The organism is Streptomyces sp. NPDC111802 (assembly GCF_055634335.1).
Genome location: NZ_JBVKCZ010000028.1, coordinates 60,060 through 83,413, shown reverse-complemented (window position 1 = coordinate 83,413; position 23,354 = coordinate 60,060). Strand labels below are relative to the sequence as shown.

At 70.5% G+C, this 23,354-nt stretch carries 23 protein-coding genes; 4 read left to right on the top strand and 19 right to left on the bottom strand.

Annotated features, from left to right (window positions below; all coding sequences use genetic code 11):
* Window positions 1-2 precede the first annotated feature (2 nt).
* The 5 genes from ACZ7NC_RS28480 to ACZ7NC_RS28460 all read right to left on the bottom strand — a co-directional run bounded on the left by ACZ7NC_RS28480 (window position 3) and on the right by ACZ7NC_RS28460 (window position 5,251).
* On the bottom strand, window positions 3-692 hold the full coding sequence (locus ACZ7NC_RS28480; RefSeq protein WP_471492328.1) for a TetR/AcrR family transcriptional regulator: 690 nt from the start codon (window positions 690-692) through the stop codon (window positions 3-5).
* Window positions 693-748: 56 nt separating this feature from the next.
* A complete protein-coding gene (locus ACZ7NC_RS28475) occupies window positions 749-1,771 on the bottom strand; it encodes a PDR/VanB family oxidoreductase (protein ID WP_471492327.1) in 1,023 nt (340 codons plus the stop codon).
* Window positions 1,771-2,649 carry a metal-dependent hydrolase gene (locus tag ACZ7NC_RS28470; protein ID WP_471492326.1) on the bottom strand — a complete coding sequence of 293 codons (879 nt, stop codon included), beginning with the start codon at window positions 2,647-2,649 and terminating at the stop codon, window positions 1,771-1,773. The genes ACZ7NC_RS28475 and ACZ7NC_RS28470 overlap by 1 nt, the downstream gene beginning before the upstream one ends.
* A gap of 107 nt (window positions 2,650-2,756) precedes the next feature.
* Window positions 2,757-4,682, bottom strand: coding sequence for a hypothetical protein (locus ACZ7NC_RS28465; protein ID WP_471492325.1), 1,926 nt, complete (start codon window positions 4,680-4,682; stop codon window positions 2,757-2,759).
* Window positions 4,683-4,756: 74 nt separating this feature from the next.
* On the bottom strand, window positions 4,757-5,251 hold the full coding sequence (locus ACZ7NC_RS28460) for a tetratricopeptide repeat protein (RefSeq protein ID WP_471492324.1): 495 nt from the start codon (window positions 5,249-5,251) through the stop codon (window positions 4,757-4,759).
* 121 nt (window positions 5,252-5,372) lie between these two features.
* Here ACZ7NC_RS28460 and ACZ7NC_RS28455 point away from each other — a divergent pair, with 121 nt between their 5' ends.
* On the top strand, window positions 5,373-5,789 hold the full coding sequence (locus tag ACZ7NC_RS28455; protein WP_471492323.1) for a hypothetical protein: 417 nt from the start codon (window positions 5,373-5,375) through the stop codon (window positions 5,787-5,789).
* A gap of 66 nt (window positions 5,790-5,855) precedes the next feature.
* Here the strand turns inward: ACZ7NC_RS28455 and ACZ7NC_RS28450 are convergent, their stop codons facing one another.
* From ACZ7NC_RS28450 to ACZ7NC_RS28415, 8 genes are all read right to left on the bottom strand, one after another.
* Entirely contained in the window at window positions 5,856-7,415 is a 1,560-nt protein-coding gene (locus ACZ7NC_RS28450) for a DUF1996 domain-containing protein (protein WP_471492322.1), read from the bottom strand.
* A 204-nt stretch (window positions 7,416-7,619) separates the two neighbouring features.
* Window positions 7,620-8,273, bottom strand: a complete 654-nt coding sequence (locus tag ACZ7NC_RS28445; RefSeq protein WP_471492321.1) for a LuxR C-terminal-related transcriptional regulator — start codon at window positions 8,271-8,273, stop codon at window positions 7,620-7,622.
* The gene (locus ACZ7NC_RS28440; protein WP_471492320.1) at window positions 8,258-9,526 is read right to left on the bottom strand and encodes a sensor histidine kinase; all 1,269 of its coding nucleotides are present in this window, start codon (window positions 9,524-9,526) and stop codon (window positions 8,258-8,260) included. Before ACZ7NC_RS28440 ends, ACZ7NC_RS28445 begins: the two co-directional genes overlap by 16 nt.
* 53 nt (window positions 9,527-9,579) lie before the next feature.
* Window positions 9,580-10,605 carry an SDR family oxidoreductase gene (locus tag ACZ7NC_RS28435; protein WP_471492319.1) on the bottom strand — a complete coding sequence of 342 codons (1,026 nt, stop codon included), beginning with the start codon at window positions 10,603-10,605 and terminating at the stop codon, window positions 9,580-9,582.
* A gap of 78 nt (window positions 10,606-10,683) precedes the next feature.
* Window positions 10,684-11,235 (bottom strand): winged helix-turn-helix domain-containing protein, encoded by a 552-nt coding sequence (locus ACZ7NC_RS28430; RefSeq protein ID WP_471492318.1) that lies wholly within the window; start codon window positions 11,233-11,235, stop codon window positions 10,684-10,686.
* A gap of 420 nt (window positions 11,236-11,655) precedes the next feature.
* Window positions 11,656-12,687: a glutamine synthetase gene (gene glnII / locus ACZ7NC_RS28425; protein WP_471492317.1), complete on the bottom strand. Its 1,032-nt coding sequence runs from the start codon at window positions 12,685-12,687 to the stop codon at window positions 11,656-11,658.
* A gap of 272 nt (window positions 12,688-12,959) precedes the next feature.
* On the bottom strand, window positions 12,960-13,664 hold the full coding sequence (locus ACZ7NC_RS28420; RefSeq protein WP_471492316.1) for an RlpA-like double-psi beta-barrel domain-containing protein: 705 nt from the start codon (window positions 13,662-13,664) through the stop codon (window positions 12,960-12,962).
* Window positions 13,665-13,782: 118 nt separating this feature from the next.
* Window positions 13,783-14,148 (bottom strand): arsenate reductase family protein, encoded by a 366-nt coding sequence (locus ACZ7NC_RS28415; protein WP_471492315.1) that lies wholly within the window; start codon window positions 14,146-14,148, stop codon window positions 13,783-13,785.
* A gap of 220 nt (window positions 14,149-14,368) precedes the next feature.
* Here ACZ7NC_RS28415 and ACZ7NC_RS28410 point away from each other — a divergent pair, with 220 nt between their 5' ends.
* On the top strand, window positions 14,369-14,695 hold the full coding sequence (locus ACZ7NC_RS28410; protein WP_471492314.1) for a hypothetical protein: 327 nt from the start codon (window positions 14,369-14,371) through the stop codon (window positions 14,693-14,695).
* Between the two features lie 104 nt (window positions 14,696-14,799).
* On the opposite strand, the gene ACZ7NC_RS28405 is transcribed toward ACZ7NC_RS28410, so the two are convergent.
* Window positions 14,800-15,999, bottom strand: coding sequence for a winged helix DNA-binding domain-containing protein (locus ACZ7NC_RS28405; protein ID WP_471492313.1), 1,200 nt, complete (start codon window positions 15,997-15,999; stop codon window positions 14,800-14,802).
* Window positions 16,000-16,237: 238 nt separating this feature from the next.
* Between ACZ7NC_RS28405 and ACZ7NC_RS28400 the strand changes: the two genes are divergently transcribed.
* Window positions 16,238-17,590, top strand: a complete 1,353-nt coding sequence (locus ACZ7NC_RS28400) for a DUF2252 domain-containing protein (RefSeq protein ID WP_471492312.1) — start codon at window positions 16,238-16,240, stop codon at window positions 17,588-17,590.
* A 32-nt stretch (window positions 17,591-17,622) separates the two neighbouring features.
* Here the strand turns inward: ACZ7NC_RS28400 and ACZ7NC_RS28395 are convergent, their stop codons facing one another.
* Complete coding sequence (locus tag ACZ7NC_RS28395; RefSeq protein ID WP_471492311.1) at window positions 17,623-19,302, bottom strand: alpha/beta fold hydrolase; 1,680 nt, start codon at window positions 19,300-19,302, stop codon at window positions 17,623-17,625.
* 248 nt (window positions 19,303-19,550) lie between these two features.
* On the opposite strand from ACZ7NC_RS28395, the gene ACZ7NC_RS28390 reads away from it, so the two are divergent.
* Window positions 19,551-19,856, top strand: coding sequence for a hypothetical protein (locus ACZ7NC_RS28390; protein WP_471492310.1), 306 nt, complete (start codon window positions 19,551-19,553; stop codon window positions 19,854-19,856).
* Between the two features lie 40 nt (window positions 19,857-19,896).
* On the opposite strand, the gene pspAB is transcribed toward ACZ7NC_RS28390, so the two are convergent.
* The 4 genes from pspAB to glnA form a co-directional block, all read right to left on the bottom strand.
* Window positions 19,897-20,496 (bottom strand): PspA-associated protein PspAB, encoded by a 600-nt coding sequence (pspAB, locus tag ACZ7NC_RS28385; protein WP_471492309.1) that lies wholly within the window; start codon window positions 20,494-20,496, stop codon window positions 19,897-19,899.
* Between the two features lies 1 nt (window position 20,497).
* A complete protein-coding gene (gene htpX, locus ACZ7NC_RS28380) occupies window positions 20,498-21,415 on the bottom strand; it encodes a zinc metalloprotease HtpX (RefSeq protein WP_471492308.1) in 918 nt (305 codons plus the stop codon).
* Window positions 21,416-21,520: 105 nt separating this feature from the next.
* Entirely contained in the window at window positions 21,521-21,790 is a 270-nt protein-coding gene (locus ACZ7NC_RS28375) for an SCO2583/SCO2584 N-terminal domain-containing protein (protein ID WP_471492379.1), read from the bottom strand.
* Between the two features lie 118 nt (window positions 21,791-21,908).
* Complete coding sequence (glnA, locus tag ACZ7NC_RS28370; RefSeq protein ID WP_471492307.1) at window positions 21,909-23,318, bottom strand: type I glutamate--ammonia ligase; 1,410 nt, start codon at window positions 23,316-23,318, stop codon at window positions 21,909-21,911.
* Between the last annotated feature and the right edge of the window lie 36 nt (window positions 23,319-23,354).

The window sequence follows — 23,354 nt, the reverse complement described above, 5'->3', positions numbered from 1 at the left end:
CCCTATGCCGCCAGCGAGATCAGCCGGGCGACCAGGTCGGCGAACGGGCCGTCGGCCGGTTCGTCCCTGAGCATGCGGCGGAGCAGCGCGCCCATCTCCTCGTCCTGGGCGGCGCTGACGGCGGCCAGCGCGGCGAAGTCGTGCACGAGCTGGACCTCCAGCTCGCCGCGCGGGATGCGGCGGCCGTCCAGCCAGATCAGCGCGGTCGACTCGGCGAGCGAGATCCAGGAGCGAACGACCAGTTCCAGTCGCGCCGGCGGATTCTCCACGCGCAGATGCGAAAGGATTTGGACATACGCGGCCTGCCGTACGGAGTCGATCAGCGCGTTCGTCGCCGTCGAGCCGACCGCCGGGCCGCCGCGCATCAGCGCCGAGAAACCGGGGCCGTGATCGTCGACGAAGTCGAAGAACCGCCGCATCACCCGCAGCAGCCGCGCCCCAAGCGGCCCCTCCTGCGGCTCGACGAAACGACCCGCCAGTTCCTCCGCCGCACGCTTCAACGCGGCTTCGTACAGGCTGAGTTTGCCGGGGAAGTAGTGATACACCAGCGGCCGGGAGATGCCCGCGGCCGCGGCTATCTCGTCGATGGAGACATCGTCGGGCGATCGCTGGCTGAACAGTTCGAGGGCGACGCCTATCAACTGCTGCCGCCGCTCCTCGACTCCCATTCTTCGCCGTACCCCGGTAGTCATGCGAACACCTTACCGATCGATTCCGGCCCCGAACGGACCGGACCGACCATGGTCGTTCACATATCCAGCACGAGCCGATCACCCCGCGCCCGCGACACACAGATCAGCATGGAGTCGCCCCGCTCCGCGTCGGTGAGCAACTCGTCCCGGTGATCCACCTCGCCCTCCAGTACCCGCTGTTGACAGGTCCCGCAGAAACCCTGCTCGCAGGAGTAGGCGGTGTTCGGCAGCTCGGCGCGTACGGCGGCCAGTACGGTCGAGTCGGCGGACACGGTCAACGTCCGTCCGCTGCGCCGGAGTTCGACCTCGAAGGCGCCGCCCGCCGCGGCGCGGGGCGTGAACCGCTCCAGCCGGACCGACGGGAACCTTGCCTCCACCGCGGCCATCAGCCCTTCCGGCCCGCAGCAGTAGACGGCGGCACCCTCGGGCACGTCCGCGAGGAACCCGTCGACGTCCGCCGGCCCCTCCACGACCGTCACCCGGCCCTCGCCCAGCTTCTCGACGTCCGCCAGGAACGGCATCGAGGCGCGGTCGCGCCCGCAGTACAGCAGCCGCCACTCGGCGCCCTCCGGCAGCGCCCGCAGCATCGGCAGAACAGGGGTGATCCCGATGCCGCCCGCGACGAAGACATACGACTCGGCCTCGACGAGCGGGAACCGGTTCCGCGGCCCGCGCACCTCCAGCTCCATGCCCTCGCGGATCTGCTCGTGCACCTCGCGCGAGCCGCCCCGCCCGTCCGGGACCAGCCGGGTCGCCACGGTGTACGACGAGGTGTCCTCCGGGTCGCCGCACAGCGAGTACTGCCGCACCAGCCCCGACGGCAGGACGAGGTCGAGATGCGCGCCGGGCTCCCAGCGCGGCAGGTCGTGCCCCTCCAGCCGTAGTCGTACAACCCCCTCGGCGACCTCCTCGCGCGCGGCCACCAGCACCCGCAGCGCACGCGACCGGGGCCGCCCGGAGATCGGCTCCTCAAGGGCGGGCATCGGCCACAGCGGCGAGACCTGGACACGGCGCCGCAGCGCCCGCCGCGCGAGCAGGGCGGCACCGGCGACGACGGCGACGGTACGGAGCTTCGGCATCAGGCGGCACCCTTCTCCGCGGCCAGTGCGGCAGGGGATGTGGCGAGATAGGCGACGGCCTGCTGGGTGGAGCCCTCCTGCGAGGGGTGGTACGCCCGGCTCAGATACCGCGGGATGGACCTGAGCATGTCCCCGGTCGAGGGGAGCGTGCCGCGCCTGCCGCGGACGTGGAAGTCCTTGAAGGTCGCCCTGCCGTCGATGAGCGTCGGGTCGTTCTCCATGAAGAACCGTGCCCCGCGCTGCCAGAGGAAGACCAGAGCCGTGAACGCGGTGGCCCAGGTCCGCACCCGCCGCCGGTACTCCCCGTCGACATGCATGAACACGTCGAAGGCGACCGACCGGTGCTCGACCTCCTCGGCGCCGTGCCAGCGCAGCAGGTCCAGCATGGTCGGGTCGGCGCCCCGGCGGTCCAGCTCCTCGGCGTTCAGCACCCAGTCGCCGAGGAAGGCGGTGTAGTGCTCGATCGCCGCGATGAGCGCGACCCGCTCCATCAGCCACCAGCGCCGCGCCCGGCCCGGCGGCAGCGTGCGGTCGCCGAGCAGCTTCTCGAACAGCCAGTCCACCTGCGCGGTGTACGGCGTCGGATCGAGCCCCTGCTCCCGCAGATGCGGCAGCACCTCGTCGTGGGCCTGCGAGTGCATCGCCTCCTGTCCGATGAACCCGAGGACGTCCTCGCGCAGTTGCTCGTCCCGTATGTACGGCAGCACCTGCTTGTAGACGTGCACGAACCATCGTTCACCGGCCGGCAGGAGCAGATGCAGCACATTGATGGTGTGCGTGGTGAACGGATCCCCCGGCACCCAGTGCAACGGGGTGTCGTCCCAGGAGAAGGACACCTTGCGGGCCTTGAGGGGCACCCGGTCCTGCGTATTGGACATGGCCGTATTAGACATGGCGTCAATGTACTGACCGGTAAGTCCCGGGTGAAGCCCCGTGCGTCACCTTGTTTACATGACTGTCAGCAAGGCTGCTGTCAGCAGGCCGCTCACTTCAGCCCGCTGATCGACCGCCCGTTCTCCAGGGTGCCCTTCAGCTCGGCCTGCGCGCCCTGCTCGGCCCGTACGGTCAGCAGACTGCCCTCGGCGGTGCCCCGCACACCGCCCGTCGCCCGGATCGACTCCGTGTCACGCGTGCCCGCCGCCATCAGGTACCAGTCGCCCGCCTTCGCCTTCCACAGCACCCCGGCCAGCACATGGGGATCCCGCGCCCCGCACGCCGACACGTTCTGCGCCTTGGCCACCACCGCCGCCTGCGCGGTGCCCGGCGTGCGGAACTGGGCCAGCACCCGCTCGCCGCCCCCACGCCAGGTCTCGGCACGGCTGCACGACCAGTCCGCCGAGCCGGTGCCGTCGGGCAGCGTCTGCCGGGCGAACGACCAGGCGTTGACCGTGCGCACGCCCGCGGAGCGCATCGCGCCCAGCCAGCAGGAGGAGGGCGCCCAGGCGTGCAGCGCCTGCGCACCGGTCACGTCCTTCGCGGCTCCGGGACGGCCCGAGGTGAGGCGGGCCGGGACCAGTTCGGCGAGGTCGGTCAGCAGCCGGGTGCCGGCGGCGTCGGTCACCTGAAGGACGTTCCACGACGAGCACGCGCCGGTCCGCTGGGAGACCGGACTCGACAGCGGCGAGGTGACCCCGTCCGTCACCGTGAGGTCCATGGCCCCGGAGTCCGGCTTCAGCAGGTCACGCTCGGCCGCCCCCTTCACCCAGGGCGCCAGCAGATAGCGGACATTGCCGTCGGCCCGGCTCAGCACCACCGCGCTCGCCTCCGCCCTGGTCGCGCCGTCGACCCGGGAGAAGTCGAGGGCGGCGCCGGTCGTGCCGTCCGTCGGCTCGGCGTAGCGGGCGATGCGCAGACCGTCGTAGAGGATCACCACGCGCGCGGTGTCGATGGTCCCCGCGTACAGCAGCTGCGGCGCGCCGGGCGGGCCGCCCGCCGGGGTGCCGGGGGTCGCCGAGACGGTGACCGTCTCACCGGGGCGGGCCCACACGGCGAGGGCGCGGCGCAGCAGGGCCGAGTCGCCGGCGAGGTCGCCGCGCGCGGGCCACACGGAGAAGTCGGTACGCGCGGCGGACTGCCAGGCCAGCGCGGGGACCTTCGTCAACTGGGCCGGGTCGAGGGCGGCCTCGGCCGCCGGGTTCTGCGCGTACGAGGGCGCGGCGGGACCGTCGGGGGCCCAGCCCTCGCCGGGCAGGCCGAGCAGTGCGCCGCACACGAGCAGGGCGGCGCCGGCGGCGAGCGCGGCCCGCAGGTGCTGCCTGCGCCGCATCAGGTCGGTGGGCCTGGCCTGCAGTGAGCAGGGGTCGAACTCGGGGGAGTCGAGCAGCGCGTACTGCGCCGGCACGGCGTCGGCCTCCTCCAGTGCGTCGTCCACGTCCTCGACGCCGGCCGCAGTCAGTACCTCGCGTACGTCGCCGTCCGGGAGCTTCTCCAGGCCGCGCAGGACGTAGGCCGCCCGCGCCGGGCCGGACAGCGCCGACAGCCGCTGGTCCAGGGCGAGTTCATCGGCGCCGCCCGACCTGGGGAAGAGGCGCAGGCCCCAGACCTGGGGGAGCAGGGGCGGCAGTTGGGAGCGCTTGGGCCAGGCCGGGCGCACCAGGGGCAGGCCCGCCTCCAGCGCCGTACGCAGAACCCGCAGGCGCAGGAAGGTGTACCCCGGGTCGCCGTCGCGGCCCGTCGCCTGGGCCGGGATCACGGACGCCGACGACGCCCGGCCCCGGGGCAGGGCGCGCTGGGTGAGGGAGTGCGCGGTCACCACACGCCGGTTGCGGCCGAGGCTCGGTGGCAGCACCAGATAGGCGAGCCGGACGAGACGCGGATAGTGCTCGACGAGCGCGGCCTCGGCCCGCTCGACGTCGACGACCGGGTCGGCCGAGGCGGGTGCGGGGCGGGAGGCGACATCCTGTGACTGCACGTTCAGCAGAACGAGCGAATCGGCGGTTGGTCACCGCCGCACGGGGTGTCCGGGCGGGGCGGACAGGCTCGGTCTCAGGGCTCCAGCAGTGCTCGGGCGTAGTTCGCCATCGACCGCTGATACCGCGGCAGATGTGCCGCGAGCGCACCCAGCACGAGCGCCAGCCCCTCCCGGTCCCGTCCGAGACTGGACAGGCACAGCGCCAGCGTCGCCCGCACCGCGTCGTCCAGCTCGTCGGAGGGTGCGTCCAGCTCGGGCGTGAGGAGTTTGACGCCCTCCTCCGCCTGTCCGATGTTCCTCAGCGAGCTGGACAGCTGGATCTTGGCCCGACGGCCCTTGTAACCGTCCAGCCCGCGTGCGATCGCCTCCCGGTACAGCGGCGCCGCCTTGTCCGAGTGGCCCGTCGAGTCCCAGGCGCAGGCCTGCTCGAAGGGGCCGAGGGGGCTGTCGTCGGGCAGTTCGGTGACGAGGGCGTCGATGATGGCGCGGAAGTCGGCCGCCCGCTCCTCGGGGTAGCTGTCGAAGGTCGCCCATGCCGCACCCACGCGGTCTTCCCAGTCCTTGTTCATCGAGCCACATTCGCACACCCGTGCCTGTGAGAGCCTCTGTTTTGAGCGCATCGCACACCACAGCCGTATGGGAGACGAGGGCCCCCGACGGGGCTCTGTGCGGCATGGACCGGAGGAACAGATGACATTGACCCGACCGATGCTCGCGCTGTCCGGCGCGGTGGCGGTGCTCGCGCTGGCCGGCTGTGGCTCCGGCGGCGACAAGGAGGCCGAGGCGCCGAAGACGGCGACCGGCAGCCTGGAGCATCTGGCGGCCATGGCGAAGTGCGACCCGAACATGCAGACCGACGCGGACGAGATCCGCCAGGCCATCTGCAAGACCGGCAAGGAGAAGTACATCCTCGCCACCTTCGCCACCGACCGCGGCCAGCGCGAGTGGATCAACACCGCCAAGGACTACGGCGGTTACTACCTCGTCGGCCGCAAGTGGGTGGCCGTGGGCCACGAGGACGTCGTGACGTCCCTGCGGGACGAGCTGGGCGGGGACATAGAGCTCGGGACCGACCACTCCGGTCACTCCGCCACCCACGAGGGTTGACCACACAGACCTGGACAGGGGAAAGCCGGCGGTGGGAGATCCCACCGCCGGCTTTCTAATGAGGTGTTACTTGCACTCCTGGCCGGAGTTGATGCACTCGACCACCTGGTTCATCAGGTCCTCGTCCATGACGTTGATGAAGTCGTTGTGGTCCGTGATCGGCTTGTGCAGCTGCTCCGGGAAGCCGTCCACGGCGTACGGGTTCTGCACCTGACCGTTCTCGACGGTCGGGGCCGGAACGTCGTACACCAGGCGGACCTGGAGCTGCGGGATGGCCTTGAAGCCGTTCGCACAGCTGCCGTCGGCCTGGACGAACGCCACGTGGGTACGGTGGTTGGCGCTGTCGATGTTCTGTCCGTCCCAGCAGCTCTGGAAGTTGGACGTCCGCACCACCTGGCTGCCCTCGGGGCAGAGCACGTACTTGTCCGTCACCTGCCGGTCCTCGAAGCCGGTGCAGCTGAACGAGGTGTTGGCGTTGGCGAGACCGTTGGTGAAGGCCTTGGCGTCACCGGTGATGATGCGCAGGAACTTCGGCATCGCGACCACGTCGCCCTGCTTGCTCCCGACGAACTTGATCTCCGCCTGGCTGGCCTCCAGGATCGTACCGGCGTTGCCCTCGGCGCCACCGCCTGCCTGGTCGGCGTCGAACTCGTTCGAGCCGTCCTGGAGCCTGAGCACCGGCCAGTAGTAGGTGGACTTGTCCCCCTGGTTCTGACACGAGGTGCCCGCGTTGGCGAGGTCCTGGTCACTGGAGAAGGCGTCGTTGTCCTGGTTGCCGACGTAGTCGTGCGTGTGGTGCGCGCCGTTGTCGACACCCGGGGCGACGATCAGGTTGTCGGTGTTGAACAGGTTGTTCTCGTTGGTACCACACTCCGTGGTGAAGGAACCGGTGGAACCGGTGTCCCCGTTCGCGGCCAGACCGTTCGGCAGGTTGCGGGAGTTCGGCTGGACGTCCTCGATGTTGACGAAGTCGGCCGCCGCCGGGCCGTTGCCGGCCTGGCCTCCGTTGCCCTCGGGCACCGGGTCGAGACCGTTGTCCTGACCCTGATCCTGACCGTCGTTGTTCTGGTCCTGGTTCTGGTCCTGGTTCTGGTCCTGACCGTCCTGGTTCTGGTCCTGCCCGTCAGCGTCGCCGTCGTTGGTCTCCGGCTGCTCGGCCGGGACGCCCTGACACTGGGCGAACTGGTCGAGTCCCTGCGGGCGCTGGCCGCCGGCTCGGTTGATGTTGATACCGATCCGGTCGAGCGTGGCCACACGCTTGGACTTCAGCGGGCCGAGGATGGCGTTGTTGACGTAGTTGGCGTCCCCCGCCTGGGCCTGCCGCGTCTCCGCGAGACGCGTGTAGGCATCCGTGATCTGCCTGTCGAGCAGCGCCAGCTCCTTGGCAACGCCCTCGCGCGCGCTCTGCGGCACGTTCGTCAGCTTCTGGCCGACGTCCGGGCAGTTGATCGTCGCGACCTGGGCGTTCGTGGACTTCGTCTGGTTCCACCCAGAGTTGTTGTCCTCGTGCGCCGAGGCATAGAAGTTGGCCCATACAAGCCCGCCCCCACCGAGCGCTAGGGCTGCCGATGCGGCAATGGCCTTGGTGGCCAGCGGCGTACGGCGTTTTCTTGTGTTGCGTCCCATGGAACTCCTCTGACTTCCTTTTTCGGGGGCATCGAGGGCGCCCGACAGGAGTGAAGCGGCTCCCTTTCATACGGAGGCCGTCCCATGGGTGTTCAGACGCCTCGGAAATTGTTGAGAGATTCGTGAGAACGCTGTGTGCTCAACCGCCCCTGAAATACCACGAGTTGTTGATCCCGCACGGCGGGTGAATGAACTGGCCCGGTTTTACCGGCCATGGTCGAGATACGCGAGAACCGCCAGCACGCGACGGTTGTCGTCGTCCGACACCTCAAGGCCCAGTTTGGCGAAGATATTGGCGGTGTGCTTCGCGATGGCCCGTTCCGTGACGACGAGCCGGTCGGCGATCGCCGCGTTCGTCCGCCCCTGCGCCATCAGTTCCAGCACCTCCGTCTCCCGGGGCGTGAGCCGGGCCAGCGGCTGGTCGTCGGCCGCGCGCCGGCTCAGCAACTGCTGGATCACCTGCGGGTCCATCGCCGTACCGCCCGCCGCGACCCGCCGTACGGCGTCCACGAACTGGTCCGCGTCGAACACCCGGTCCTTCAGCAGATACCCCACCCCGCCGCTGCCGTCGGCGAGCAACTCCCGCGCGTACAGCTGCTCCACGTGCTGCGACAGCACCAGTACCGGCAGCCCGGGCTTCCTCCGGCGGGCCTCAAGGGCGCACTGCAGCCCCTCGTCGGTGTTCGTCGGCGGCAGACGTACGTCGACGACGGCGACGTCCGGGTCCAGTTCGGCCAGCGCGCGGGCCAGCTCGGGGCCGGTCTCTACGGCCGCCGCGATCTCGAAGTCGTAGGCCTGAAGCAGCCGGACCAGTCCGTCGCGCAGCAGGAACAGGTCTTCGGCTAGGACAACGCGCAAGGAATCTCCATGGTGACCATGGTGGGGCCGCCCGCGGGCGAGCTGACGGCCAGGACGCCGTCGAATGTACCCAGTCGCCGCTCGATCCCGACCAGCCCCGAACCGGCCCCGATCACCGCGCCGCCCTTGCCGTTGTCGGTGACGGTGACCCGCAGCATGTCGTCCCTGTGGTCCACGTCGATCCAGATCCGGTCGGCGCCCGCGTGCTTGACGGCGTTGGTGAGCACCTCGCTGACCGCGAAGTACGCCGCCGACTCCACGGGCGCCTCCGCCCGCCCGGGCAGCTCCACGTTCACCTCGGTCACCACCGGCAGCCGCAGCGCCAACGCCCGTACGGCGTCGCCCAGTCCGCGCTCCGCGAGCACCGGCGGATGGATGCCGCGCACCAGGTCGCGCAGCTCGGCGAGGGCGTCGGCGGAGGACCGGCGGGCCTGGGCGACGAGCTGCCTGGCCTGCTCCGGGTCCTTGTCGAGCAGCATCTCGATGGTTCCGAGGTCCATGCCCATCGCCACCAGCCGGGCCTGCGCCCCGTCGTGCAGATCCCGCTCGATCCGGCGCAGTTCGGCGGCCGAGGTGTCGACGGCGTCCCGCCGGGTCTCCGTCAACACCCGCACCCGCTCGGTGAGTTCACCCTGACCGGAACCGAGCACGGCACGGGTCAGCCGGAAGTGGACCTGGAGCAGGGGCACGGTGAGGAAGTGCGCGAAGAAGAGGATGACGACGCCCAGGGCACCGGCGCCGAGTGCGGAGGCCCGGTCGGTGACCGGTACGAAGCCGTACCAGTACCCGTCGGGCAGGACCCGCCACAGCCCCGCCGCGATCGCGAACCCCTCCAGCGGATAGATGAGCAGCACCGCCGGCAGCAGCGCGGTGAGGAACCCGGCCGTCATGTCGACGGGCAGCCACAGCAGATCCCGCCAGGTCGCCGGGTCGCCCAGCATCCCGAAGGTGCGCGTCCACGGATTGGCGCCCTTCGGCAACGGCCGGTACGCGGGCGGGATCCGCACTCCGCCCCACTCGGCCGCGAGCACCCGCCGCCAGTCGGCGAACGTCCTGACCCCCGTCAGCACCCACGGCGTCGTGACGATGCCGACGCCGATGGGTATGAGCGCGATGGACACGAGGGACAGGACGAGGCAGAGGACGGCCCCCGGCAGGGAGATCAGGGCCAACGCCAACCCCTGTACGGCCGCCAGACCCATGCCCCGCGCCCTCGCCCGTCCGCCGCCGCCGCTCTTGGTGTCGATGCTCATGGCGTCAGTCTGGCCGAGGGCGGGAGGGGAGGTCACGGGGCCGAACCCCCGGATCAGGAGGTGGTGCCAGGTACACCCCCCTGGGCTGCCAGCACCTTCGCCTCCACCTCAGGATCGAGGCCCACCGACGCCCGGTCCGGCCGCTGGGGCGCGGTTCCGCCGATGTCCCGCAGCCACTGCCAGGTGTCGGCCACGGTCTCGGAGACGGGACGGCAGCGCAGCCCTGCCGCGACGGCGCGGGACACATCGGCGCTGTGCAGGGCGTCATGCAGGTCGCTGCCCGGCGGCACCCACACGGGCAGCTGGGTCCATGGCTCGATGCCCGCGCCGAGGACGACGTCCGGATCGGTCCAGCGCAGCTCCGCTTTCGCACCGGTCACGGCCACGCACGCGTCGAGAAGCTCACCCGTGGTGGTGTGCCCCCGGGGGCTGATGAGGTTGTACGGCCCGCTCAACTCCCGCTCCACCGACCCCAGCACCCACTCCGCGAGATCGCGGACGTCCACGTACTGGAGCGGCAGGTCCCGCGGCCCGGGCGCGAGGACGGCCCCGCCGAGCGCAATGCGACCGAGCCACCACGGCAGCCGGCCGATGTTCTCGTACGGCCCGAGGATCAGCCCCGCCCGCACGAGCACCGAGCGCTCCGCCCCGAAGGCCTCTACGGCGGCCAGTTCTCCGCCCCGCTTGTCCCGCGCGTAGTCGGTCTGCTCCGCACCGGCCTCGGCACCCTCGACGAGGGCCGCGTCCTCGGTGTACCCGGCGGGCTGGGCCCACTGGTACACCGAGCAACTGGACACATACACATACCGTCCGGCGCGGCCCCGCAGCAGCCGCGCCGAGTCCCGTACGGCACGAGGCGCGGCCGACCAGGTGTCGACGACGACGTCCCACTCGCCCTCCGCCTCCGCGAGGGCAGTGAGCCCCTCGGGCGCCGTGCGGTCACCGTGCAGCGACCGCACGCCCGCCGGGGGCTCGTGCCGCCCCCGGTGGAAGACGGTTACCTCCCAGCCCCGCCCGAGGGCCGCCTCCACCACGGCCCGCCCCACGAACTCCGTACCACCCAGCATCAACAGCCTCATGCCGTCGACTCTGCACGGTACGGACGCGGGACGGAACAGGACTCTGCCGTCAGCAGAAGCCCGGGCGTCGGCTCCGGATCAGCGCCCGGCCGGCGGGGCGTACTTGTACCCCACCCTGCGCACGGTCCGGATGGTGTTCCGGTGCTCGGCGCCCAGCTTGCGGCGCAGCCGGGCGATATGGACGTCGACCGTACGGCCGTCCCCCACATGCCCGTACCCCCACACCGTGGTGACCAGCTGGTCGCGCGTGTGCACGCGATGGGGGTTGGCCACCAGGTGGGCGAGCAGCTCGAACTCCAGGTACGTGAGGTCGAGTTCACGCCCCTCGACCGCGGCGGTGCGCCGCACGGAGTCGACCCGCACCAGCGGGTCGCCGTCGGTGTCGACGGCCCGTGGAACGGGCGGCTGGCGGTCGGCCGGGACGAGCACCAGGTAGCCGATCATCGGCGGCTGTCCCGGCAGCGTGGGCAGGGAGTGCTGGGGAGCGGGCAGCCAGGTGGCGTCCGGCGGCAGGAGGTCCGCGACGTCGATCACCTCGTCCCGGTCCACGGCGCGCAGATGATGCCGTGCGCCGTTGGACGAAGGAGAGTTGAGCGTGGCGGCGGGGGAGAGAGAACGAGTGGTCGCCATGAGAGGTCAGCTCTTTCGCGCGAGAGGTCCGTCGTGGGTGAGGAACGTCGTTCGCGCTGGCCGAAGGCCGGGGTGACGGCTTTAGAGGGCCCGCGCGTTCATCGCGCGGCAACACACCCGGTCGAAGTCGTGGTGCTGACGGGAAGGCCAGAAGGGCTCGAGGTCATGGCGACCTGTCGAGGAGTGCTTCTGGATGCTGGCCATGTCCCCATTGAAGCAGACACCCGCTCCCGGCGGGACCCTTCGTCTCATCCCGCCGGCCGTTTGTCCCAGGTCAACGGCGTGACGTTGATCGCCTTGGCCGGAGAGCCGTCCCACTCCGTGGACAGCCCGACATCACCCGCCACTGACAACGCGATCACCGCACGACGAAGGGGCGCCCACCAACGGGTGGACGCCCCTTCAGGAGACCTGTGCGGATCAGACCTGGCCGGCCTTCTCCAGCGCGGAGCAGCAGGTGTCGACGATCAGACGCGTCACGACGTACGGGTCGACGTTCGCGTTCGGACGACGGTCCTCGATGTAGCCCTTGCCGTCCTTCTCGACCTGCCACGGGATACGGACCGAGGCACCGCGGTTGGAGACACCGTAGGAGTACTCGTTCCACGGGGCGGTCTCGTGCAGACCGGTCAGGCGGTCGTCGATGCCGGCGCCGTAGTTCTTGACGTGGTCGAGCGGCTTCGAGCCCTCGCCCAGCGACTCGCACGCGGTGATGATCGCGTCGTAGCCCTCGCGCATCGCCTTCGTGGAGAAGTTGGTGTGCGCGCCGGCGCCGTTCCAGTCGCCCTTGACCGGCTTGGGGTCGAGGGTGGCGGCGACACCGAAGTCCTCGGCGGTGCGGTAGAGCAGCCAGCGGGCCACCCACAGCTGGTCCGAGACGTCCAGCGGGGCCAGCGGGCCGACCTGGAACTCCCACTGGCCGGGCATGACCTCGGCGTTGATACCGGAGAGGCCGAGACCGGCCGCCAGGCAGTTCTCCAGGTGCGCCTCGACGACCTCACGGCCGAAGATCTCGTCGGCGCCGACACCGCAGTAGTAGCCGCCCTGCGGGGCCGGGAAGCCGCCCTTGGGGAAGCCGAGCGGGTAGCCGTCCTGGAAGAAGGTGTACTCCTGCTCGATACCGAAGATCGGCTCCTGGCCGGCGAACTTCTCCGCCACCTCGGCCAGCGCGGCACGCGTGTTGGACGGGTGCGGGGTGAGGTCGATGTTCAGCACCTCGCACAGCACCAGGATGTCGTCGCCGCCGCGGATCGGGTCCGGGCAGCTGAAGACCGGCTTGAGCACGCAGTCCGAGGCGTGACCCTCGGCCTGGTTGGTGGAGGACCCGTCGAAGCCCCAGATCGGCAGCGCGTCCAGACCGGCGGGCTCACCTGCGATGATCTTCGTCTTCGAACGCAGCTTGGCCGTCGGCTCGGTGCCGTCGATCCAGATGTACTCAGCCTTGAAGGTCACGGGCCACATCCTTCGGGGGTGGGTCTAGGCGCACTTGCGGGTGCGGCGGCGCTGCGGCACTTCAGGCGCCGCGCTTGATGCCCGCGAGCCTGTCAACAGGCGATTTCCCGGTCATTGCTCGAATGTGAACCCCGTGTTACCTGGTGCTGCTGTGCCGCGACTCACGTGGTGAGCTGCCGTGCGAGGCCGACTCCGCAGACATACGCGGGTCCTGCCACCCGTGGCCGCGAGTGGCAGGACCCATGACACGTACGAGGTTGATGCTCCGAGCCTCACCCCACCTTCTCGATCAGCGCACGGCGGATCAGGAACTTGCCGGGTTCACGCACCTGCTCGAAGGCCGCGTTGTTGAGCAGCGCACAGCTGCCGGAGACCGAGGTGACCTCGACCGTCGTGGACTTGTTGTTGTCCAGGTTGGTGACCTTCAGCTTGGTGCCGGCCGGGAACTGGTTGCTGGACGCGGCCGGAGCCCCGCCCTCGCCGGAGAGCGTGACGGTGGACCCGTTGCAGACCTGCTGCCCGGAGGCCGCGGCACCGCCGCCGGCGTTCCCCGTGTCACCGGCGTTCCCCGTGTCACCGGCGTTCCCCGTGTCACCGGTGTTCCCCGTGTTGGCGGCATTGCCGGCACCCTCGGCCGGAGCGCTCGGCTGTGCTGCCTGGGAGCCCTGAGCCGACTCCCCAACGACACACCCGGACGCTTCCTGCTGGACCTTGATCTGCTGGATGACGGCCTCACGGTTGGCGATCCGCGCCTGCGACTGCGCGTCGGGATCGGCCCGCTGTCCCTCGATGAACCGCTCGTTGTTGCCGAGCGCGGTGGCGAGTCCCTGGCAGACACTCGACTCCGCGGCGGTCTGCGGCGACTGCGCGGCGTTCGAGGTGCTCGCCATGACGAAGGCACCGCCACCCGCCACCGTCGCCGCACTGACCAGCAGAGCGATCTTCTTCTTCGTGCTGAGAGTTCTCCTACGCGACATGCGCGCCTCCTGGGAGGTAGGGGAGCGTACGCCGCTATGTACGAGATACCGAACGGAGTTACTCAGCGGTTACAGGAGTCACTGAAGTAACGTACGTCACAGCCCATCTGATGGAGCCTCAGCTCTTGCGGGACAGGGCGTCCTGTACGGCCTCGTCCGTGCGCCCGACGACGGCCGTGCCGTCCTCCGCGCTGATGATCGGCCGCTGGATCAGCTTCGGATGCTCGGCCAGTGCCTTCACCCACCGGTCCCGCGAACCCTCGTCCCGCGCCCACTCCTTGACCCCGAGCTCCTTGGCGGCGTCCTCCTGGGTCCGGGTGATGTCCCACGGCTCCAGTCCGAGCCGCTCCAGCACCTCCCGGATCTCGGCCTCGCTCGGTACGTCCTCCAGGTAGCGGCGGACGGTGTAGTCGGCCCCCTCGGCGTCGAGTAACGTGAGGGCGCTGCGGCACTTGGAACAGGCCGGATTGATCCAGATCTCCATGGCGCCCACGGTATCCCGAAGCGCCGTGTTCGAATTTGCTGCCGCCTCAAACGTACCTCCCGGAGCTGGTGTGACACGGTGACAATTTCGTTGCTGACCAGGGCATTTCCTGGACGTTCCGAAGCCCCGGATGTCAGTGCCGGGCACTAGACTGTAAGTAGTGTTCGAGAGCGTCACCGGGGAGCCCGGCCGGCGCTCTGACCGCGACAGGAGGATGCCTGTGCCCGCTGCCGCACTGAAGCCGAAGCCCACCCGCAAGCCCTTGCCCACCCAGTCCACCGCGAAGCATCCGGTGCTGCTCGACCTTCCGTACACACCGCTGGAGAAGCGGCCGCTGCCGCCGGGCCGCCCGCGCGAGTGGTACATCACCCACAACCGCCGCCTGAAGGCCCTCCGCCTGGCGATAGCGCTCCTCGACTCGGGCGTCTACATGCCGAACCAGGCACGCAACGAGACGATCCGGGACACCGCGGAGACGATCGGCGTCCACCCGCCGTCGGACACGACGTGCCACATGGTCAGGGCGCTGATGCGGTACTCGCGGTAGCCGTGGCGCCGGGTGCCGTCTCCTTGTGGGGGCACCCGGCGTACCGGAGTCGAGGAGGTCCCTCAGCTGGTGCCCCTCAGTTCGCGCCCCTCACCTGGTGCCCCTCACTTCGGCTGCTTCGACAACTCCCGCTCCATCGGCGTCCGAAACCGAGGCGTCACCCGAGCCACCCCCACCCACCCCCGCATCCGCTCCGCCTCCACCGCGACCGCCGCCTCGGCCGCACGCCGCTCCGTGCCCTCCAGGCCGGCCAACAGCCGCCAGGCGATCTCCCCGTCCGCGCGCTGGGCCCACGCGCCCACCACCCGCCCGTTCCACCACACCGTCGGCCCCACATTGCCGCTACGGTCGAACAGTGACGGCCGCAGCTCCGGCGCCAGATACCAGTCCCGCTGCTGCCAGCCCATCGCCGTCGGATCGAGCGCCGGCAGCAGCGCCGCCCACGGTTCCTCGGGCCCGGCCACCGGGTCCACGTCGCCGTCGACGACGTACCCCGTCCCCTCGTCGACGGACACCGGCTGCGCCCCGATCGCCGTGAGCGCCCGGCGCACCTCCGTCACCCGCCACCCCGTCCACCACTTCAGATCGGCCTCCGTCGCGGGCCCGCACACCGCGAGCCAGCGCCGTAGCAGCTGCGCCTGCGCCCGGCCCACCTCCAGCTCGGGATGCTCCGGCGCCACCGCCCACCGGAACTGCGAGGACGTCCAGGAGCCCAGCGGCCGTCCCCGCACGACCTTGCCCTCGACGCCCAGCACCCGCAGCAGTCGCGTCGAGACGGTGTGCACCCCCTCGTAGCTCTTCCCGGCCGCGTACGCGAACTGCTCGCGCAACCGCGGCTCGTCCAGGGCCAGTTCGGCCGCCGTCGCCTGCCCGCGCCGGGCCAGCGCGGCCAGGGCCGACTCCTCGACCTCCCGCAGCCAGGCCGCGTCCGGGGCCCCCGCCTTGGCCATGTCCTTGACCAGCGAGGTCCGCTCCCGGGCGGCGACCGCGAGGCCGGTCGAGGCGTGCACGACGGCCGTCAGCTCGGTGGGGAACACGAACACGGTGTGCCGCATGCCGTGCATCCGGACCAGCGTCCGCTCCTCGTACAGCGCCCGCTCGGTCTCCGTGACGGTCTTCCCGGGGTCCGCCAGCCGCGCGCCCACGGCCAGGTACACGGTCGCCGGATCGGTACCGTGCAGCGCGACCAGCGACTCGGCGACCTCGGCCGGCGCCTCGGCCCGCGCCACCCCGGCCAGCCGATGCCGCAGCCCCAGCCGAGCCCGCCGCTCCGCCACGCCGATGTACCGCACCCCGTCACCCATCCCGGCCTCCACCCGTCACCCGCCGAACCACCACTGCCCGCATCCTCCCGGACCCCACTGACATCGACGTCACCCGAACCGCCGCCCCGAAGTGCGCTCGCCCCCCTCTCGCCTTTCACTGCGAAGCAGGAGGTGACGGAGCCGCCCCAGCGGGCGGCACCACGGCGGGAGGCGTGATGGACGGGGTCGGTATACGGCTGACGCAGTGCGGGACGGTCGGAGACAGGGCCGTCGTCTCATGACGAGCCCGGCCACCCCCGCCGACCGATTCGTGCGGGGCAAGGCCGCCCGCAAACGTGCCCCCCGCTCCGCGCACGCCGCCTGGATCCCCTCCGTCGACCGCCCGGACCCCGTCGTCGTACTGGAACACCAGGGCCGCGACCGGCTGCCGGAGCTGCTGCCGATCAGGTACGGCCGGATGGCGTCGTCGCCGTTCGCCTTCCTGCGCGGTGCCGCCGCCGTGATGGCCGCCGACCTCGCCGCCGCGCCGCACACCGGTCTCACGGTGCAGCTGTGTGGCGACGCCCACCTGCTCAACTTCGGCCTCCACGCCTCACCGGAACGCGCCCTGCTCTTCGACCTCACCGACTTCGACGAGACGTTCCCGGGCCCGTTCGAGTGGGACGTCAAACGGCTCGCCGCCTCGGTCGCCGTGGCGGCACGCGAGAACGGCCACCCGGAGGCCAAGGTCGTCCGCGCGGCGCGGGAGGCCGTCGCGGCGTACCGTGTCGCGATGCGCCGGCTGGCCCGGCTCGGCGAGCTCGACGTCTGGTACACCCGCATCGACGCCGAGCAGCTCCTGCCCCTGGTCCGCTCCGCCCGCCGGCACCATCAACGCGTCGAGGCCAGCCTCGGCCGCGCGCGCCGCCGTACCAGCCTGCGGGCCTTCGCCAAACTGACCGAGACGGTCGACGGGCACCGGCGCATCATCAACGACCCGCCGCTGCTCGAACGCGCGGGCACCTCCGACATGGCCTCCCTGCGCAAGATCTTCAGCGACTACCGCTCCACCCTCTCCGAGGAACGCCGACTGCTCCTCGACCGCTACCGCTTCGTCGACGCCGCCCGCAAGGTCGTCGGCGTCGGCAGCGTCGGCCTGCGCTGCTTCATCGTGCTGCTCGCCGGACGGGACGCAGGCGACCCGCTGTTCCTCCAACTCAAGGAGGCGCGGCAGTCCGTGCTGGAGGAGCATCTGCCGAGTGGGCCGTACATCCATCCCGGCCACCGCGTCGTCGCCGGCCAGCGGCTGCTGCAGGCCGCCGGGGACATCTTCCTGGGCTGGATGTCGGGGCCGCAGGGGCGCGCGTTCTACTGGCGGCAGCTGCGCGACATGAAGGGCTCGGCCGACGTGGCCGGGATGGGCCCGGACGACCTGAGCGCCTACGCCCGGCTGTGCGGCACCGCCCTCGCACGGGCCCACGCCCGATCCGGCGACCGTATCGCCATCGCGGGCTACCTGGGCGGCGCCGACAGCTTCGACCACGCGGTCGCCGAGTTCGCCCTGGCCTACGCCGACCAGACCGTCACCGACCACAAGGCCCTGAGCAACGCCGTCGAGGCCGGGGTGGTCAGGGCCACGCCCGATGTCTGACCTACGCCGGCCGTACGACGGCGGCCGCGGCGTCAGACGTACCGGCCCAGCAACCCGTCCACGTACGCCTCCAGCCGTCCGCCCAGCACCTCAGGCGTCAACTCGGTCCGCCCCAGATCACGCCACGGCCCCGCGAGCTTCGCGGCGTCGGGGGAGTAGGCGAGGGCGTCGATCAGCCGCCAGTACAGGTGGTCCCCGCCTTCGGCGAGCCGTCGCCCGCCCCGCGTCTCGTACCGCTCGCGGAAGCCGAGCCCGTGCTCCGGGCCGTGCAGTAGGGCCAGGGCCGTCGAGCTGGGGGCACCTCCCACGCCCTTTAGGCAGTGGGGGAGGGCGACGTCGAGGTCGGCGGGGCCCCATGACGTCTCGACCCAGTCGACGACCCCGCTGATCCGCACGTCCGCGCCCGCACCGCTGAACAGGACGTTCCCCGGGTGGAAGTCCCGATGCAGAAAGCATCCCTCGTACGCCGCAGGCTCCCGCCGGATCATCTGCACGGCCCGCTTCCACAGCGCGCCACCCGGCGTCCGCACCCGCTCCGGCGACGTCCACGCCTGGTACGGCCTCGGCCGCTCGTCCGGTACGACCCGGTGGATCGCGGCGAGCTGGGCCGCCAGCAGATCCAGGCGCCGGTCCAGCTCCTCCTGATCCTCCTCGTCCACCCGCACCCGGCCCGGCAGCAGCGACATCAGCAGCGAGGGGTGGTCGCAGTGCTCGGCGGTGGCGTCGACGGCGATCAACTCGGGTGCAGGGACGTCCTCCTGGGCCGCGAGCAGGGTGAGGACCGACGCCTCACGGGCCAGCAGGCCGGGGGCGTGTCCGCGGAAGAAGGGTTTCACGAAGGTGCGCAGCGCGAGCCCGGTGCCGTCGTCGAGGGTCAGCCGCCGCATCTGTGAGCTCCAGCCTCCCTTCGAGAAGGCGGAGTCGGTGACCTTCCGTCCCTCCGGTAACTGCTTGGCCAGCCACGACCGGGTAGCCGTCCATCCCCGGTCGCCGAGGCCGGCCAGTACGGTGGTCACGAACTCCCGCCGGTCCTCGGCGTGTTCCTCGAACCACAGCCCGAGCATGTGCTCGGCGTCCGGCACATCGAACCGCGTGAACCGCGCGTGAGCTGCCAGCGCGTCCTGGACCGCCTCCGTCACGTCCGGCGGGATGATCGCGTCCGTCCCGGGCACCGCGAGCACCGCGCGCCCCTCGTACGCCCGCAGCACATCGAGGGCGGGAGCCGTGCGCCAGCCGTCCGGCCTGCGGATGATCTCGCTGAACCGGCCGTCCCCCGCACCGAACGGCACATCCCACGCCTCCCGCGCGTACACGGCGGGCGCGCACAGCCCGATCGCGGCCACCCGGTCCCCGTAGTGCGCGAGGAGATCCGTCACCGTCTGCCCGCTCATGCTGAACCCGACGAGGACCAGCGGACCGCTCTCCGGCACATGGGCGTCGATGACGGCGATGGCCTGCTCGCAGCGGCGCCTTAGGCTCAACTCCCTCAGCTCTCCGGTGCTTTCCCCGTGCCCCGAGAAGTCGAAGGCGAGCCCGCGGCAGCCGCGGGAGACGAACTCGGTGAGCATCGGCAGCAACCGGTCCTTGGTGCCGGCGCCCGCGCCGTGCAGCAGGACGACGGTGGGCGTGTCCGCGCCGCCGGCGTCACCGCCGTACACCCCGCTGAGCAGTTCACCGTCGCAGGCGTGTGTGAAAGAGGAGAGCTCGATCATGGGCCCATTCATTCACACCGGACACCGGCCGAACTCCCTTCCCGGGAAAAGGAGATGCACGCCGAGTGAGCGTGTCCCTACCCTGGACATGCGTAACGGAGCTGTTCACGCCGCTTCTCGCAGGGAAGGCGTCACTCTGCGGGCTCGGGGCTAGTCTCTACGCACCGACGGACGGTCGCCCGTCCCCCAGCGCCCCGTCGGGGACATTCGCACCGCTCAGAACCGACCCACGTTCACGGAGGCCCGTGATGGGCACCATCGTCATGTCCGGGACTGTCGTCCTGGTGATCCTAGGATTCGGAAACCACGTCTACTGGCTGGCCGCGGTCGCTGTGCTCTTCCTCTACCTGCAGTACGGCCGGAACTCCTCCGCGCCGAGCGGCGGAGCCAGGGGTGCCGGGGGCTCCGGGGGAGGGGCCCCGTCGGGAGGCTCCATGCCCGCGGACTACCGCTCCTACCGCGACCGCCGCGACATGCAGGCCAAGTGGGAGCGCCGCTATCGCCGCGAGCGCCCCCTGGAGTCCCGTCGTCAGGAGCGCGAGAAGAGCAAGTGAGACCACCTGTGGTGGTGAGTCGAGGCTGAGGTGCCTCCGGTCACAGGCCGGGGGCACCCCACACCGGGAACCAGCGGCTCAGGTCCTGCTCGATCCGCAGATCGTTCCCGAGTGCCGCCTTCACCCGCAGCTCCAGCGGGTTGTCGCGCCGCTCCGCCGTGCCGGGCAGCGGGGCGAAGGGATAGAAGGTGCCGCGCTTGTAGAGATAGACGAGCGCGAGCCGCCGCCCCTGCTCGCCCCCCTCCTGCTCGTGCTCGAATCCCGCCAGCGAGCACAGCAGCTGCGGCCCGAAGCCGTTGACCTCCATCGCGCTGTTCACCGCGTGCAGGTCGTTGACCAGCTCCGGCAGCTGGTCGGGGCCGCGCCGCGACACCAGCCACGAGTAGCCGTAGCCGTCCCGGGTCAGCTCCACCGGCCGGCCCTCGCGTTCGGCGTCCGCGTCCAGCAGTGCCTGGACCTCACGGTGCGTCTGCTCGAAGGCGGCGCCCTCGACCGTGGCGAAGCACACCGCCCCGCTCCCCGTCGGCCGGAACCCGGCCGCCGCCTCCAGCGTCACCGCCGCCGACGGCAGCCCGAAGAGCTGGTCGAGATCGGGCGCGACCGGCTTCGTACGGCCGAGCAGGATGTCCAGCAGCCCCATCTCACGCCCCTGAGGGAGTCGCGGCCTCGCCCAGCTCGGTGGAGATCCGCCCCAGCTGGTCGAGCCGTTGCTCCAGGCTCGGGTGCGTGGAGAAGATCTTCGCGATGCCGGGCTCCCGGCCGAACGCCGGAGTGAAGTAGAACGCGTTGAAGGCCTGCGCCGTCCGCAGGTCCTTGGACGGGATCCGGGCGATGTCGCCGGAGACCTTGGTCAGCGCGGACGCCAGCGCCGAGGGCCGCCCGGTGAGCAGTGCCGCGGCCCGGTCGGCCGCCAGCTCCCGGTACCGGGACAGGGCCCGGATCAGCAAAAAGCTGATCGCGTACACGGCTGCCGACACGCCGAGCACGGCGGCGAAGATCACGGCGGTGTTCTGGTCCCGCCGCCCGCCCCCGAACAGCTGGCTGTAGAAGGCGAACCGCACGATCAGCCCCGCGATCACCCCGAGGAACGAGGCGACGGTGATCACGGCGACGTCCTTGTGCGCCACATGGGACAGCTCGTGCGCGAGCACACCCTCCAGCTCGTGCGGCTCCAGCCGGCGCAGCAGCCCCGTGGTCACACAGAGGACGGCATGGTCGGGATTGCGTCCGGTGGCGAACGCGTTCGGCATATCCATGTCCGACACGGCGACGACGGGCTTCGGCATGTCGGCGATGGCACACAGCCGGTCGATCACCCCGTGCAGCTCGGGATACTCCTCCCGCTCCACGACCCGGCCCCGCATCGCGAACAGCGCGACCCGGTCGGAGAACCAGTACTGGGCCCCCAGCAGGCCCGCCGCCACGACCACCACGAGCACCCAGGACTTCAGCAACACGACCAGCGCGGCCACGAACCCCACATACAACAACCCGAGCAGAAACAGCGTGACCCCCATACGAGCGGTCAACCGCCGGTCACTCCGGAAGCGGCTCTGCATCTTGCACCACCCCGCACTCAGGCACTCGTCCCACTGCCCAGTGTGCACCCGGCCACGCCCATGAACGGGTCGCGATCGGCCCTAGGGGCAGCAAAGACCCCGGGGCTAGGGCGCGCGGAAGTCGAGGTACCCCAGCACCACGATCACCGCCGCGACACAGCCCAGCACGACGACCGTCGACACCCACCCCGACCGGCGATGCTGCCGCGCCACATGCTCCGGCTCAGCCCGGAACGGCACCGGACCGGGAGGGTTCTCCTTCCAGCGCGCGGCGAGCATACGGGCCCGTGCCGAGGGCTCCTTGTGCTCCGCGTTGTCCGCCCACTTCAGGTCGAACTCGCGCTCCTGGTCGTCGTGTTCGTGCCGCTCCGGCATCCCGTCCACCCCCGTGTCGTCTCCTCGGCAGAATAGAACATACGCCCGCGCCCCCGCTGTCGGTACGACAGCGGGGGCGCGGGCGCTCTGCCTCGGCGACGCCTTCGTCAGGCGTCGATCACACGTCGAAGTAGAGCTCGAACTCGTGCGGGTGCGGACGCAGCTGCAGCGGCGCGATCTCGTTCGTGCGCTTGAAGTCGATCCACGTCTCGATCAGGTCCGGCGTGAAGACGTCGCCCTGGAGGAGGAACTCGTGGTCGCGCTCGAGGGAGTCGAGGACGGCCGGGAGGGAGGTCGGGACCTGCGCGACGTTCGCGTGCTCCTCGGGAGCCAGCTCGTAGAGGTCCTTGTCGATCGGCTCGGCCGGCTCGATCTTGTTCTTGATGCCGTCGAGGCCCGCGAGGAGCAGGGCCGAGAAGGCCAGGTACGGGTTGCCGGAGGAGTCGGGCGCGCGGAACTCGACGCGCTTGGCCTTCGGGTTCGAGCCCGTGATCGGGATACGCATCGCGGCCGAGCGGTTGCGCTGCGAGTACACCAGGTTGATCGGCGCCTCGAAGCCCGGCACCAGACGGTGGTACGAGTTCACCGTCGGGTTGGTGAAGGCCAGCAGCGACGGGGCGTGCTTGAGGATGCCGCCGATGTAGTAGCGAGCGGTGTCCGACAGGCCCGCGTAACCGGCCTCGTCGTAGAAGAGCGGCTGGCCGCCGGTCCACAGCGACTGGTGCACGTGCATGCCAGAGCCGTTGTCACCGAAGATCGGCTTCGGCATGAAGGTCGCGGTCTTGCCGTTGCGCCAGGCGACGTTCTTCACGATGTACTTGAAGAGCTGCAGGTCGTCGGCGGCGGCGAGCAGCGTGTTGAACTTGTAGTTGATCTCGGCCTGGCCGGCGGTGCCCACCTCGTGGTGCTGGCGCTCGACCTTCAGGCCGGCCCGGTCCAGCTCCAGCGAGATCTCGGCACGCAGGTCGGCGAAGTGGTCGACCGGCGGGACCGGGAAGTAGCCGCCCTTGTAGCGGACCTTGTAACCACGGTTGTCCTCGAGGGCACCGGTGTTCCAGGCGCCGGCCTCGGAGTCGATGTGGTAGAAGGACTCGTTCGACGTCGTGGCGAAACGCACGCTGTCGAAGACGTAGAACTCGGCCTCCGGACCGAAGTACGCGGTGTCCGCGATACCGGTCGAGGCGAGGTAGGCCTCGGCCTTCTTCGCCACGTTGCGCGGGTCACGGGAGTACTGCTCGCCCGTGATCGGGTCGTGGATGAAGAAGTTGATGTTGAGCGTCTTGTCGCGGCGGAACGGGTCGACACGGGCCGTCGACAGGTCGGCACGCAGCGCCATGTCGGACTCGTGGATCGCCTGGAAACCACGGATCGAGGATCCGTCGAAGGCGAGCTCGTCGTCCGGGTCGAACGCCTCGACGGGCACCGTGAAGTGCTGCATGACGCCCGGCAGGTCGCAGAACCGTACGTCGACGAACTTGACGTCCTCGTCCGCGATGAACTTCTTGGCCTCGTCGGCGTTCTGGAACATCCAGCTCCTCCTACTCCCGACCGTCCGCGCCGGGGT